This is a genomic window from Embleya sp. NPDC059213 (assembly GCF_042754445.1).
Lineage (GTDB): Bacteria > Actinomycetota > Actinomycetes > Streptomycetales > Streptomycetaceae > Embleya.
This window is the reverse complement of sequence record NZ_JBHZAV010000049.1, coordinates 44,360-57,091: the sequence shown is the minus strand read 5'-3', so window position 1 is coordinate 57,091 and position 12,732 is coordinate 44,360. Positions and strand designations below refer to the sequence as shown.

14 protein-coding genes are annotated in these 12,732 nt (G+C 71.4%); 4 read left to right on the top strand and 10 right to left on the bottom strand.

All coding sequences use genetic code 11. The features are described 5' to 3' along the window. Window positions 1-397: 397 nt before the first annotated feature. Window positions 398-1,243: a hypothetical protein gene (locus ACFXMF_RS20030; protein ID WP_360316388.1), complete on the bottom strand. Its 846-nt coding sequence runs from the start codon at window positions 1,241-1,243 to the stop codon at window positions 398-400. Beyond that, the gene (locus ACFXMF_RS20025; RefSeq protein ID WP_360316385.1) at window positions 1,240-2,124 is read right to left on the bottom strand and encodes an ABC transporter ATP-binding protein; all 885 of its coding nucleotides are present in this window, start codon (window positions 2,122-2,124) and stop codon (window positions 1,240-1,242) included. The genes ACFXMF_RS20030 and ACFXMF_RS20025 overlap by 4 nt, the downstream gene beginning before the upstream one ends. Window positions 2,125-2,421: 297 nt before the next feature. Between ACFXMF_RS20025 and ACFXMF_RS20020 the strand changes: the two genes are divergently transcribed. After that, on the top strand, window positions 2,422-4,068 hold the full coding sequence (locus ACFXMF_RS20020; protein ID WP_360316382.1) for a DNA repair helicase XPB: 1,647 nt from the start codon (window positions 2,422-2,424) through the stop codon (window positions 4,066-4,068). A gap of 20 nt (window positions 4,069-4,088) precedes the next feature. Here ACFXMF_RS20020 and ACFXMF_RS20015 read toward each other — a convergent pair whose 3' ends face one another. Together ACFXMF_RS20015 and ACFXMF_RS20010 are read right to left on the bottom strand one after the other, a co-directional pair. Further along, entirely contained in the window at window positions 4,089-4,745 is a 657-nt protein-coding gene (locus ACFXMF_RS20015) for a VanZ family protein (RefSeq protein ID WP_360316379.1), read from the bottom strand. A 6-nt stretch (window positions 4,746-4,751) separates the two neighbouring features. Continuing rightward, window positions 4,752-4,961 (bottom strand): hypothetical protein, encoded by a 210-nt coding sequence (locus ACFXMF_RS20010; RefSeq protein WP_360316377.1) that lies wholly within the window; start codon window positions 4,959-4,961, stop codon window positions 4,752-4,754. A 309-nt stretch (window positions 4,962-5,270) separates the two neighbouring features. On the opposite strand from ACFXMF_RS20010, the gene larE reads away from it, so the two are divergent. After that, window positions 5,271-6,695: an ATP-dependent sacrificial sulfur transferase LarE gene (larE, locus tag ACFXMF_RS20005; RefSeq protein ID WP_379989848.1), complete on the top strand. Its 1,425-nt coding sequence runs from the start codon at window positions 5,271-5,273 to the stop codon at window positions 6,693-6,695. Window positions 6,696-6,729: 34 nt separating this feature from the next. Here larE and ACFXMF_RS20000 read toward each other — a convergent pair whose 3' ends face one another. After that, on the bottom strand, window positions 6,730-6,966 hold the full coding sequence (locus ACFXMF_RS20000; protein ID WP_360316375.1) for a hypothetical protein: 237 nt from the start codon (window positions 6,964-6,966) through the stop codon (window positions 6,730-6,732). A 203-nt stretch (window positions 6,967-7,169) separates the two neighbouring features. Between ACFXMF_RS20000 and ACFXMF_RS19995 the strand changes: the two genes are divergently transcribed. Continuing rightward, window positions 7,170-7,553: a cold-shock protein gene (locus tag ACFXMF_RS19995; RefSeq protein WP_020556830.1), complete on the top strand. Its 384-nt coding sequence runs from the start codon at window positions 7,170-7,172 to the stop codon at window positions 7,551-7,553. 136 nt (window positions 7,554-7,689) lie between these two features. On the opposite strand, the gene ACFXMF_RS19990 is transcribed toward ACFXMF_RS19995, so the two are convergent. The 4 genes from ACFXMF_RS19990 to ACFXMF_RS19975 are packed head-to-tail and all read right to left on the bottom strand — an operon-like array spanning window position 7,690 to window position 11,184. Continuing rightward, window positions 7,690-8,526, bottom strand: a complete 837-nt coding sequence (locus ACFXMF_RS19990; protein ID WP_360316372.1) for a 1,4-dihydroxy-6-naphthoate synthase — start codon at window positions 8,524-8,526, stop codon at window positions 7,690-7,692. Next, the gene (locus ACFXMF_RS19985) at window positions 8,523-9,173 is read right to left on the bottom strand and encodes a futalosine hydrolase (protein ID WP_379989845.1); all 651 of its coding nucleotides are present in this window, start codon (window positions 9,171-9,173) and stop codon (window positions 8,523-8,525) included. Before ACFXMF_RS19985 ends, ACFXMF_RS19990 begins: the two co-directional genes overlap by 4 nt. Before the next feature lie 3 nt (window positions 9,174-9,176). Then, on the bottom strand, window positions 9,177-9,635 hold the full coding sequence (locus ACFXMF_RS19980; RefSeq protein ID WP_360316366.1) for a DUF2771 domain-containing protein: 459 nt from the start codon (window positions 9,633-9,635) through the stop codon (window positions 9,177-9,179). A gap of 10 nt (window positions 9,636-9,645) precedes the next feature. After that, the gene (locus ACFXMF_RS19975) at window positions 9,646-11,184 is read right to left on the bottom strand and encodes an MFS transporter (RefSeq protein ID WP_379989846.1); all 1,539 of its coding nucleotides are present in this window, start codon (window positions 11,182-11,184) and stop codon (window positions 9,646-9,648) included. A 134-nt stretch (window positions 11,185-11,318) separates the two neighbouring features. Between ACFXMF_RS19975 and ACFXMF_RS19970 the strand changes: the two genes are divergently transcribed. Then, window positions 11,319-12,170, top strand: coding sequence for a DUF3027 domain-containing protein (locus ACFXMF_RS19970; RefSeq protein ID WP_360316505.1), 852 nt, complete (start codon window positions 11,319-11,321; stop codon window positions 12,168-12,170). 124 nt (window positions 12,171-12,294) lie between these two features. On the opposite strand, the gene ACFXMF_RS19965 is transcribed toward ACFXMF_RS19970, so the two are convergent. Further along, window positions 12,295-12,552, bottom strand: coding sequence for a hypothetical protein (locus ACFXMF_RS19965; RefSeq protein WP_360316363.1), 258 nt, complete (start codon window positions 12,550-12,552; stop codon window positions 12,295-12,297). Between the last annotated feature and the right edge of the window lie 180 nt (window positions 12,553-12,732).

The window sequence follows — 12,732 nt, the reverse complement described above, 5'->3', positions numbered from 1 at the left end:
ACACGAAGACACGAGCGAGGGGCCACTTTTTTGTGGAGGAGCCCGCGACGGAACAAAAAAGTGGTGCCTCGCGAGCCGGCGCCGAAGGCGCCCAACAAGAAGCAACGCCGCATCGCCGACCGACGCCCACCCCGCTCGCTCCGCTCACGACCCCGGTCCGGTCGTGCTGTTCACCTCACGACCGGGGCCTTCCGGCTCGCTGCGCTCGCGATCTCGGTCTGGTTGCCGGGGCTCGGCCCGCGACCGGCGCCACCGGCTCGCTGCGCTCGCGCCCCCGCTGCCGGGCTCGGCCCGCGTCCCAGCCCCACCCGCTCGCTACGCCCCCGCCACCGAAACCACCGAAACCACCGAAACAACCCCTCGGCAACTCCCTCCCACAACCCCCCGACAAACCCCCTCACATCTCCCGCCGCCCAATCCGCCAAACCGCCAGCCAAACACACAACCCCGACAAAACCACCGACAACCCAAAATTGTCGACATACTCCCCAGGAGTATGCCCCCGCAGCAAATCGATCTGCGAGTTGAAGAGCTGCGAAGGCAACCAGCTCTGCAACGGCCGCCACAACGCCGCCAGCGGCATCACCACGAAGCTCACCAGGGTCGCGCCAAAAATCGCCACCGGCCGGCGCAGGCACGCGGCCATCGCGGCGACCACGCTGAGTTCGAGCACCACGCCGACGATCCCGTAGAGCGACCCGTAGAAGACCGCCTTCGCCGGCAGCGGCCCGAACATCCAGTGCACCTGGGCCCACGCGATCAGGCTGCCCAGCAGATAGGCCAGCGAGACCGCCGCCGTGGTCACCGTGTACCGGGGCAACACCAAATCGCGCGGGCGGCGCATCCGGGTGCGATGGAACGCGGCCAGGCCGGGTCGATGGTCGACCGCCAGGGCGCTCGCCATCAGCGCGAGCCCGACCAGGACGCTGACCTGGCCGACGCCGTACGTGTACACCGCCATCCCGCTGTCCGCGCGCATACCGCCCGCCGGCGCCACCGCGTCGATGTGCAGCGCCTCGACGATGCGATCGCGGTGCCTGGCGAACACCGGGCCGATCAGCCCCAGGCCCGGATAGGCCATCACGAGCAACAACCACCGCCGGGTACGCACCAGCCGCAGCCACTCCAGCCGCCACAGCCCCAGTCGGCGCGGCCCGCGCGGGACACGATCGACGCCGGCCACCACCGCGGACGCGGTCGGCTGGGTCGTTGTGGGCGCCTGCACGGCGCCGGACCGGGTCATCGCGGACCACCGGTGATGGACAGGAACGCCGCCTCCAGGTCGGACTCCTCCGGCGCGACCGAGACCACCCGGGCCGAGCTGCGGCTGAGCACCTCGGCGAGGTGCCGCTCGCCGGCCTCCAGCGACCGGGCCTCGACCCGGAACAGCCCGGGCCGCAACGACGACACACGCGCGACCCAGCTCTCCGCCGCGAACGCGCGCAACAGATCGGTGCCCCCGCCCCGCACCCGCACCAGCCAGCTCGGCCGCATGTGCGTGTCCACCAGCTCGGCGGTGGACCCCTGGTAGAGCAGCCGGCCCGCGCGCATCACGCCCACCTGATCACAGACCCGCTGTACGTCGGCGAGGATGTGGCTGGAGAAGACCACCGTGGTGTGTTCGCGCAGACTCGCCACCAGATCGAGCACGTCGGCCCGACCGCGCGGGTCGAGCGCGGAGGTGGGCTCGTCCAGGATGAGCAGTTCGGGGTCCGCCACCAGGGCGGCGGCCAGGCCCAGGCGCAGCGTCATGCCGCGCGAGAGCGAGCCGGCCTTGCGCTCGGCGCAGCCGGACAGCCCGGTGCGATGCAGCGCGACCTTGACCTTCTCCCGGGGCAGCCGTCGTTCGACGAGGTTTCCGGCCAGTTCGACCACCTCGGACGCGGTCAGCCACGGTTCGAATTCGGGCACGTCCGTGGACACCGCGACCCGGCGCCGGTCGACCCCGAAGAGCACCTCGCCGTAATCCGCCCGCCGAGTGCCGCCCATGATCGACAACAGCGTGGTCTTGCCCGCGCCGTTCGGCCCGACCAGGCCGTATACGCAGCCGCGCGGCACCGCCAGGTCGATGCCGAAGATACCGGTGCCGCCGCCGTAGTCCCGGGTCAGGGCGCGCGTGGACACGGCGGGACCAGTGGTCGGTGCGCCGGCGTGCTCGGGGGTCTCGGCGGCGGGGCGATCGGGACGGGGAACCCGATCGTCGGAGGCCGACGACTTTTGTTGCGCCATCAAGTATCCAGGGTAGGTAGACGGGCCGGTTTGTGTGTTCCTCCGTAAGGATGGGTCTGGCGCTCCTCCCTGGGCAGTACGGCCCCTGGAGCCTGCTCCTGCCGATGACAAACGGTTTTCGGAACACGGTCGCCGCGCCGATGGTTGAGACTTGTTGGTCCCGTCCCCTCCACCATGCGGAAAGGTTGGCCCGTGCCCGATGGCCCGCTGATCGTCCAGTCCGACAAGACCCTGCTCCTCGAGGTGGGGCACGAGGCATCCGCCGACTGCCGTCGGGCGATCGCTCCGTTCGCCGAACTCGAACGCGCCCCGGAGCATGTGCACACCTACCGGCTGACCCCGCTGGGCCTGTGGAACGCGCGCGCTGCGGGCCACGACGCCGAGCAGGTCGTGGACGTGCTGCTGCGCTACTCGCGCTACCCGGTGCCCAACGCGCTGCTCGTGGACGTCGCCGAGACGATGGGCCGCTACGGGCGGCTCCAGTTGTCCAAGCACCCCACCCACGGCCTGGTGCTGACCAGCACCGACCGCGCGGTGTTGGAGGAGGTGCTGCGCAGCAAGAAGATGATTCCGCTGGTGGGTGCGCGGGTGGACCCGGACACCGTGGTGGTGCACCCCTCCGAGCGCGGCCAGATCAAGCAGGTGCTGCTCAAGCTCGGCTGGCCCGCCGAGGACTTCGCGGGCTACGTGGACGGCGAGGCGCACGCGATCGACCTGGCCGAGGACGGCTGGCGATTGCGGGCGTACCAGCAGGAGGCGGTCGAGGGCTTCTGGCACGGCGGCTCGGGGGTGGTCGTGCTGCCGTGCGGCGCGGGCAAGACGCTGGTCGGTGCGGCGGCGATGGCCACCGCGAAGGCGACCACGCTGATCCTGGTCACCAACACGGTCTCGGCTCGGCAGTGGAAGTCCGAACTGGTCAAGCGCACTTCGTTGACCGAGGACGAGATCGGCGAGTACAGCGGCACCCGCAAGGAGATCCGGCCGGTCACCATCGCCACCTACCAGGTGGTGACCACCCGTCGGAAGGGCGTCTACCCGCACCTGGAGCTGTTCGACTCCCGGGACTGGGGCCTGATCGTGTACGACGAGGTCCACCTGCTGCCCGCCCCCATCTTCCGGTTCACCGCCGACCTGCAGGCCCGTCGTCGGCTCGGCCTGACCGCGACGCTGGTACGCGAGGACGGTCGCGAAGGCGACGTGTTCTCGCTGATCGGTCCCAAGCGCTACGACGCGCCGTGGAAGGAGATCGAGAACCAGGGATACATCGCGCCGGCCGACTGCGTCGAGGTGCGGGTCACCTTGACCGAGACCGAGCGGCTGGCCTACGCGACCGCGGAGCCCGAGGAGCGGTACCGCTTCTGCGCGACCACCGCGAGCAAGACCCGTGTGGTCAAGGAGCTGGTCGAGCAGCACCGGGGCGAACAAACCCTGGTGATCGGCCAGTACATCGACCAACTCGACGAGTTGGGCGAGGTGTTGGACGCGCCGGTGATCAAGGGTGAGACCACCAACAAGGAACGCGAGCGGTTGTTCGACGCGTTCCGCACCGGTGCCGTGCAGGCGCTCGTGGTCAGCAAGGTGGCGAACTTCTCGATCGACCTGCCGGACGCGACGGTGGCCATCCAGGTGTCCGGCTCGTTCGGCTCGCGGCAGGAGGAGGCGCAGCGGCTCGGTCGGGTGCTTCGGCCCAAGGCGGACGGCCGGGGCGCGCGGTTCTACTCGGTGGTCGCGCGCGACACCATCGACCAGGACTTCGCCGCTCATCGGCAACGGTTCCTCGCGGAACAGGGCTACGCGTACCGGATCGTCGACTCCGACGATTTGGACAAGCAGAAGTAGTCGACGGGCGGGGCGTTCGGTCACGCGATCGGGCGCTTCTCCAGGGCCTTCGGGGGTCGCTCCCGTCGCCGGCGGGTGCGGCGGGGGTGAACCCGGGCGGCCAGGTGCCGGCCCAGGAACAGGTAGGCGAGGACCGCGCCGCTCGCGTTCAGGATCACGTCGTCGATGTCGAACGCGCGGCCGACGACGAACAGGCCCTGCACCGCCTCGACCACGAGCATCGGCACGCCGACGGCGAGCAGGATCCGCAGCGGGCCGCGCAGCCGGGCGGAGACCACCGGGAGCAGCACGCCCAGCGGCGTGCACAACACCAGGTTGCCGCCGATCTGCCGGATCGCGTCCCGGACTTCGGGGCGGTCCAGGTAGGACCGGATCGAGTTGCCCGGGTCGGTGTTGCCGGTGACCAGGTCCTGCGAATCGGGCTGTGGGGTGAGCGTCACCCGGGCCAGCACCAGTGCGAAGGCGACCAGGGCCAGCACGCCGAACCCGATCGCGACGGCGCGCAGCACGCGTGCGGCACGGGTGCGGGTGGGCCGGGGGCCGTCGGCGGCATCGGCGGGCTTCGCGGCGGTGCCGGGTCGCGCGTCCTCGGTCCCGAACGGGTCGTCCACCGTGTCCACCCCCGAGTGTCGATTCGGCTGCCCGAGCGGACGTCTGCCCGCGCGCAGTCGGACCATGCCGGGTCACGGCACGGCATGCCTGCCGAGCAGGGTGACTCGAACGGCCGTGCCGGTGAACACCCACGCGCCGCGCGCGACCGTCGCGGTGAGGTGGGCGGGCCGACGCAGCCGGGCGCGGACCAGTTCGGTGAACGGGATCTCGGCGGCGGAGGAGCCGCGCAGCTTCGGCATCCGCAACGAATGGGGGGCGGGGAGATGCGTCATCGTGCTCATGTCCCCGACGCTATGCGGACCGACATAACGGGCGCGTCAGCACCAGGGCGCCCGCTGCGATACCTCTCCCGGATGACCGCCCCCCAGGGGTCGACCGTGCGGCCGACCCCTGGGACTCGGGGGCGGCGGACGGGAATCCGACCACAAGCGCGCGGGGCGGCGAGCCGTCCACGGGCGCATTCCGCTTCGAATGCGCCCTTGACACGAATGAGCCGAAACGATCAAGGAAAGTGCAGTTCACGGCATTGCCCGCGTTCGGACATCGGCCTGCAACGCGCCGCATCGTAGGCTGAACGGGTGAATTCCCTCATGGTTGGTTTCGACCTGGACATGACGCTCGTCGACTCCCGTCCCGGCATCGGGGCGGCCTGGGCCGTGCTCGCCGCGGAGACCGGTGTCCCGATCGACATCGCGCTGGTCGTCTCCCGACTGGGGCCCCCGCTGGAGATCGAGGTCGCGAACTGGTTCCCGGCCGCCGAGGTCACCGCCGTGGCCGCGCGCTATCGCGAGCTGTATCCCGACCATGCCGTGCTCGGCACGGACGTGCTGCCCGGTGCTCGTGCGGCGCTCGCGGCGGTGCATCGGCTCGGCGGTCGCACGATGGTGGTGACCGGCAAGCACGAGCCCAACGCCCGGCTGCATCTGGACCATCTGGATCTGGCCGTGGATCATCTGGTCGGCGACCTGTGGGCCGAACAAAAGGGCGCGGCGCTGCGCGCGTCGGGGGCGAGTGTGTACGTCGGCGACCATCTCGGCGACCTGGCCGGGGCCCGTGCCGCGGGCGCGGTCGCGGTCGGGGTGGCGACCGGACCGATCTCCGCCGAGGACCTGCGCGCGGCCGGCGCCGACGTCGTGCTCACCGATCTGACCGAGTTCCCCGCGTGGTTGGAGGCACACGTCGCCGACCTGCGGCTCGCCGGGCTGCGCGAGCGGCTGCGCGGCCTGGGCAGCGTCGCGGTGGCCTTCTCCGGCGGCGCGGACTCGGCCTTCCTGCTGGCCGCGGCGGTTCGCACGCTGGGCGCGGCCAACGTGCTCGCGCTGACCACCGAGTCGCCGAGCCTGCCGGCCGCCGAACGCGACGCCGCACGGGCCTTCGCGGCGGACCTGAGGGTGCGTCATGAACTGGTGCCCAGCGACGAGATGGCCCGCGAGGGTTATCGCGCCAACAATGGCGACCGATGCCGGTTCTGCAAGACGGAGTTGATGGCGGTGCTCGCGCCGGTGGCGCGTGCGGCGGGGATGGCCCACCTGGCCACCGGCACCAACGCGGACGACGCGCGGGTGGGCTTTCGGCCGGGGATCGCCGCGGCGGCCGAGGCGGGGGCGGTCACCCCCCTGCTGGACGCGGGCCTGACCAAGGCTCAGGTGCGGGCGATCAGCCGGACCTGGGGGCTGCCGACCTGGGACAAGCCGGCCGCGGCGTGCCTGTCCAGCCGGGTCGCCTTCGGCGTGGCGATCACCCCGAGCAGGCTGGCCCGGGTGGAGCGGGCCGAGACCGCCTTGCGCGCGGTCCTGGCCCGGGACGGGATCCCGGTTCGCAACCTGCGGGTGCGCGACCTGGGGCAGTCCGCGCGGATCGAGGTGGACGCCGCGCTCAGCGCCGCCGTGGACGGGCACGAACCCGCCCTGGCGGCGGTCCACGAGGCCGGCTTCACGAGCGTCGAGGTGGACCCGCTCGGCTACCGCGAGGGCGCGATGAACGAACTGTTGCCCGACCCGGAGTCGTACCGCTAGGAACGCCCCCCGGCGCGTTGCGGCGGGCGCGGCGTCAGAGCGTCTCGGGCACCGGGCGGCGCCTGCTGCGGGCCGACTTGAACAGGCCCGCGGCGGCCACCGCGAAGCCGACCGGCATCAGCGCGCTGACCAGATAGACCGCGGTCGGCAGCGCGTCGGCGCCGATCAGCAGCGGTGTCACGGTGGCGAGCGTGGCGATCGTCCCGATGGCGAAGAGCACCGCGCCGATGCGGACGAGCCGATCGCCGGGGCCTGCGGATGCGTTGTACACACGCCCAGGGTAGATGCCCCGATCCGGCCCCGATGCGCCCGGGGCGGTATCCCGATGTCCGGCCGAGAACGCGACCATTAGCCTGGTCGAGTGAACGGGGTCACTACGCGTTCCTGCTCGGATTCGATGTGTGCGCCCCACCCAGCCTGGTAAATGCTCGTAAAAGTCCCGACGAAGCCGTCCCGACACGATCGAGGTCTCCCGTGCCCACCGGCAAGGTCAAGTGGTTCGACACCGAGAAGGGCTTCGGGTTTTTGTCCCGGGACGACGGGGGCGACGTGTTCGTGCACGCGTCGGCGCTGCCGCAGGGCCTGGACACGCTCAAGCCGGGCACCCGGGTCGAGTTCGGCATCGTCGAGGGGCGACGGGGCGAACAGGCCCTCTCGCTCCGGGTCCTGGACCCGCGTCCCTCGGTCGTCGCCGCGAGTCGCAAGAAGCCCGACGAGATGAGTTCGATCATCCAGGACCTGCTCAAGGTCCTCGAAGGCGTCGACAAGACCCTCGAACGCGGCCGCTACCCCGACAAGCGCGCGACCACGAAGGTCGCCGAACTGCTGCGGGCCGTCGCCGACGAACTCGACACGTGAGCACCGCCTGACGGCGGCGCGGGACACCCCGCCCGGCGGCCGGTGCGGTGCCCTCGAACACCGGACGGGCCGGATGGTGCCGGGCGGGCCCGGGCGGCGCGTCCGGCGTGCTCGGGGCCGTCCGGCGCCCGCCGGGTCAGGGAAGTTTCAGGGCGTCGGCCGGAACGGGCGGGACCAGGCCCTCGGCGGCGGCTCGGGTCAGCAGGTGGGTCACTGCCGCGTGGCCGGATTCGCCCAGGTCCCGGGTGAACTCGTTGACGTACAGGGCGATGTGCCGGTCGGCGACGTCCGGGTCCATCTCCTGGGCGTGTGCGAGGACGTAGGCGCGTGACGCGGCCGGATTCGCCCAGGCGTGTTCGACCGACGCGCGGGCGGCGGCGGCCAGGGCGGGCAGGTCCAGCGAGCGTTTCGCGATGATCGCGCCGAGCGGGATCGGCAGCCCGGTGTCCGACTCCCACCAGTCGCCCATGTCGGCCAGGCAGGTCAGCCCGTAGCGCGCGTAGGTGAAGCGGGCCTCGTGGATCACCAGGCCCGCGTCCACGAGGCCGTCGCGCACCGCAGGCATGATCTCGTCGAACGGCAGCACCCGGATCTCGCCAACGCCGCCGGGCACGTTGCCCGCCGCCCACAACCGGAACAGCAGGTAGGCGGTGGAGCGTTCGCTCGGCACCGCGACCACCTTGCCCGCCAGAGCCGCCGGCGTGCTCGCGCCCAGGCTCAGTACGAGCGGGCCGCAGCCGCGGCCGAGCGCGCCGCCGCAGGGCAGCAGCGCGTATTCGTCCAGGACCCACGGGAGCGCCGCGTAGGAGACCTTCAGCAGGTCCAGTTCGCCGCGTTCGGCCAGGCCGTTGGTGATGTCGATGTCGGCGTAACGCACGTCCACCGGCGGCGCGTCGGCGAGCAGGCCGTGCGTCCAGGCGTGGAAGACGAACGTGTCGTTCGGGCACGGCGAGTAGGCCAGCGACAGGGTCATCGGGTCGGGCTCCCTTCGAGCGCGGCGAAGGCCGAGGTGAGGGCGCGCAGTGCGTCGGGGATGCGCCACGCCGCGCGGTCGCGCGGGCCCACGGCGTTGGAGATGGTGCGCAGTTCGAGCATCGGCACGTCGAACGCGGCGGCGGCGGTGGCCACTCCGAAGCCCTCCATGCCCTCGACCGCGGCGTTTGGGTGCCATTCGGCCAACTCGGCGGCGCGCGCGGCGGTGCCGGTCACGGTGGACACGGTGAGGGCGAGTCCGGTGACGAGCGGGATGTCGGCCGCCCGCAACGCGTCACCCACGTGGGTGATCAGCCCCGGATCCGCGTCGAACGCGCCCGTCCCGAAGCCCAGTTCCTCGATCGGCACGAACCCGTCGGCGGTCTGCGCACCCAGGTCGGCGGCCACCACCCGGGTGGCCAACACCGTCGAGCCGACCGGCGCCCGGCCCGAAAAGCCGCCGCCGATACCGGCGTTGATCACCAGGTCGTAGGCACCACGCGCGAGCGCCGCGGCCGTCCCGGCGGCAGCGGCGGCCGGACCCGCACCGACGGCGAGCACCTCCGGACCGGGAGTGCGCCACGAACGCGAACCGCCGAGCACGGCGTCGCGCTCGGCGGCCACGGCGGTGATCACCAGAATGGGCAAGAGCTACTTCTTCTTGACCTTGAACGACCAGATGCCCCGGTAGCCCTCTTTGCCGTCCGGCTGCACGACCTGGACCAGGATCGGCTCGTCGCCCTTCTCCGGCGCCCCGTACTTCAGCCGAATGTCGGAGTAGTAGGTGGTCTTGATCGCCGACGCGGTCTGCGGCTTGCCGTCGAACAGGAGCAGCCAACCCTTGTCGGCGATCTTCTTGTCCACGCCCACCGAGAAGCTGCCGCCCTCGTCGACCGAGATGGTCTTGAGCTTCGTCTTGTTCAGGCACTCCGACACCTTGGCGTCGTCGAGCGTGCCACCGTCCTTGTAGCACTCCGCCTCGGAGTGGACCGACGTGGTCCCGGTGACCAGGGTCACCAACGGGGTGGGCTTGTCGATGTTGCAACCCGTCAGGGCGAGCGCGCCCAGGACGGCGGCGCCGGCGAGCGCGGCAGGGCGGCGAGTCTTCATGATCGGAAGATTACCGGGCGGCCCGCAGCCGGACGCCGGGGGACCGCTTGCGACGCGCCCGGCGAGTCGTCAGTTTGCGACCGACGATCACCAGCGCCAGGGTCAGCACGCCCGCCGCGACGCTCATCCCCAGCGTGCCGTTCAGGGGCAGCGCGATGCCGATGCCGCCGCCGATCACCCAGGCCACCTGGAGCGCGGTCTCGGTGCGGGCGAAGGCGGAAGTACGCACCGCCTCGGGGATGTCGCGCTGGATCATCGCGTCCAACGAGAGCTTGCCCAGCGCCTGGGCGAGACCGGCGACCGCCGCCACCGCGAGCACGGTGACCAGGCTGTACATCACCGCCGCCCAGGCCGCGCAGGTCGCGGACACCAGCAGCACGCCGACGATGATCGCTTCCGGCGCACGGGACTTGAGCCAGGCCCCGAGCGCGGTGCCGACCGCGTTGCCGACCGCGGCGGCGACCACCACCGCGATGGTGGCCTGGGTCGCGGACAGGTCGGCCACCGGGTGCTGGCGCATCAGGAAGCCGAGGAACATGATCAGGAAGCCGGAGAAGCCGCGCATCGCCGCGTTCGCCCACAACGCCTGGACCACGGACGGGCCCACACTGCGCAGCCGCCGCGAGGTCTTGACCCGGACCGGCTTGCGACCGGGCTCGCGCTCGGTCGACGCCTCGGGTTCGGACGCCGGCTCGGCGCCGCCCCCGTCCCGGCCGGTCCGCAGCTTGGTCAGCGACACCTTGCGCTTGTGGTCGACGCCGGGCGCCTCGGCGGTGAAGGAGGCCCGGTCCTCGCCCTCGGCCGAGTCGACCTTGGCGGGCAGGGTGAGTGCCAGGACCGCGCCGAAGGTGAACACGACACACGCGCCGTACAGGATCCCGGGCGTGCCGAACGCGTACTTGAGGCCGCCCGCGACCGGTGCCGCGCCCATCGTGCCGATCAGGCCGAACAGCGTGATCCGCGAGTTCGCCTTGACCAGCGAGACCGAGCGCGGCTGGAGCCGGGGCACCACCGCGCTGCGGCTGACCCCGTACACCTTGGAGGAGACCAGCACGCCGAACGCGGCCGGATACAGCTCCAGCCCGCCGTCGTTCACCGAACCGGCCATCAGCCAGCACAGCCCCACCCGGACCAGCATCGCCATCGCCATCGCGACGCGCCGACCGCGGCGCATCCGGTCCAGGATCGGACCGAGCACCGGGGCGAGCAGCGCGAACGGCGCGAGGGTGATCAGCAGGTACATCGCGACCCGGTCGCGCGCCTCGCCGGTGGGCACCGAGAAGAACACGGTCGTGGCCAGCGCCATGGTCACCAACGCGTCGCCCGCGTTGTTGATCAGATGCAGCTCGATCAGCTTGGCGAGACCGCTTTCTCCGGCCCCCTTGGCCCGGGCCGCGCCGCGCAGTCTGCCGAAGCCGCCGGTGAACAGTCCGCCGAACCAACCCAGCGCGCGCCGCGCCGGACCTCGGTTCCTGGGGTACGACCCGCGGGTCGAACTCGGCGCCCGAATGGTGCGCCGTGATGCGGTGCTGGTCTTGGAGGCTGCCACGCCGGGATCCTGCCCTCGCTCCCTCGGATGATGCGGTCGCGACACGCCAGGAAGGGCTCGCTCCGCGCGCCCGTTCGGGAATCGGACGTGTTTTGAGGGTATCGGCGGTGGAGACCTTCGACGCGTGAGAGAGAATCACTCTCGTGAGTGCCGCGACCCGTAGTCGAACCCCGGACCGCCTCTGCGCCGAGGCGGTTGATCTTGCCTTCGCTGCCGCCGAGGAAGCCGCAGGTCAGGACTCCGTCGGCGAGCATCTGGGTGTTCAGGTGGATGGTGATCGCCTGGTCACCCACCTGTTCGCGTGCCGCGAGTCCGCCTACCACGGCTGGCGGTGGGCGGTGACCGTTGCCCGTGCGCCCCGCGCCAAGCTGGTGACCGTGGACGAAACCGTCCTCGTCCCGGGACCCGAGGCGCTGCTGGCGCCTGCCTGGGTGCCGTGGAACGAGCGCCTTCGTCCCGGCGACCTCGGCGTGGGCGACCTGTTGCCCACCGACGCCGACGACCCCCGTCTCGAATTCGGTTACACCGGAGCGGACGAGACAGAGGAGGAACTGACCGAACCGATCGCGTTCGGTCCCAAGGCGGTCGCGTACGAGCTGGGACAGGGGCGCGCACGCGTCCTGTCGCCGGTCGGCCGCGATCTGGCCGCAGACCGTTGGGACGAGCACTTCGGCCGGGCCACGCCCATGGCCCAGGCCGCCCCGGCGCACTGCACGAGTTGTGGCTTCCTGGTCAAGGTCGGCGGCCCGCTCGGGCAGGCGTTCGGAGTGTGCGCCAACGAGTACTCGCCCGCCGACGGCCGGATGGTCTCGCTGGCGTACGGCTGCGGCGGCCACTCGGAAGCGGCGGTCATGCCCGCCGCGACGCCCGCCGCCGAGCTGTCCCTGGACGAATACCGGATCGAGACCGTGCGGATCCGCCCGGTGGAGAGTCCGGTGGACGAGGACGGCATGCAGCCCGGCGAGGACCAACTGGGCCACTCCTGATCGATCCCGTGCCCGTGTGCGCGACCTCGCGCGACACGCCCGACGTCCTCGAATCCGCCCACCCGACCGACACGCCGAAGCCGCCACCGAACCGGTGGCGGCTTCGGGTCGTTTCGGGCTCGGATCAGCGTGCGGTGCCGCGGAAACCGACCGGGCCCTCACCCGGGAACTGCGCGGAGCCCTGGAAGCGCGCGCCGTCGTCGAAGAAGGTGATCGTCGCGTTGCCCTGCGGGCCGGACCAGGAAAGCTGGGTGCCGGTCGCCGGGCGGGCCTTGTCCGGAACCACGGCGTTGCGACTCTGTACCACGACGGCGAGGTCGGCGTCGTCGTGCCAGGCGGCGTCCGGGCCGCCCCACTGGATCTGTGTGCGATAGGTAGCCACGTTGTCTCCCCTTCCGTAGCCGAGCGGGGTTTCCCCCACCGCCGTGTCTACTCCCGTGTCCGCGGGTCTCGCCACACGAACGGACAGGCTCGCATGTGAGGGTTTTGTGTGGGTTGATCCACTGCCGTCCATCCGGTGGGATCGCCGGGAAGCCGTGTGACCGGAAACGCAATAGGGTTC

Bases quoted from the DNA above. Each gene is read 5' to 3' on its own strand.
- ACFXMF_RS20030 (WP_360316388.1), bottom strand. From the start codon at position 1,243: ATGACCCGGTCCGGCGCCGTGCAGGCGCCCACAACGACCCAGCCGACC.
- ACFXMF_RS20015 (WP_360316379.1), bottom strand. From the start codon at position 4,745: ATGGTCCGACTGCGCGCGGGCAGACGTCCGCTCGGGCAGCCGAATCGA.
- ACFXMF_RS20010 (WP_360316377.1), bottom strand. From the start codon at position 4,961: ATGAGCACGATGACGCATCTCCCCGCCCCCCATTCGTTGCGGATGCCG.
- larE (WP_379989848.1), top strand. From the start codon at position 5,271: ATGGTTGGTTTCGACCTGGACATGACGCTCGTCGACTCCCGTCCCGGC.
- ACFXMF_RS19990 (WP_360316372.1), bottom strand. From the start codon at position 8,526: ATGACCCTGTCGCTGGCCTACTCGCCGTGCCCGAACGACACGTTCGTC.
- ACFXMF_RS19980 (WP_360316366.1), bottom strand. From the start codon at position 9,635: ATGAAGACTCGCCGCCCTGCCGCGCTCGCCGGCGCCGCCGTCCTGGGC.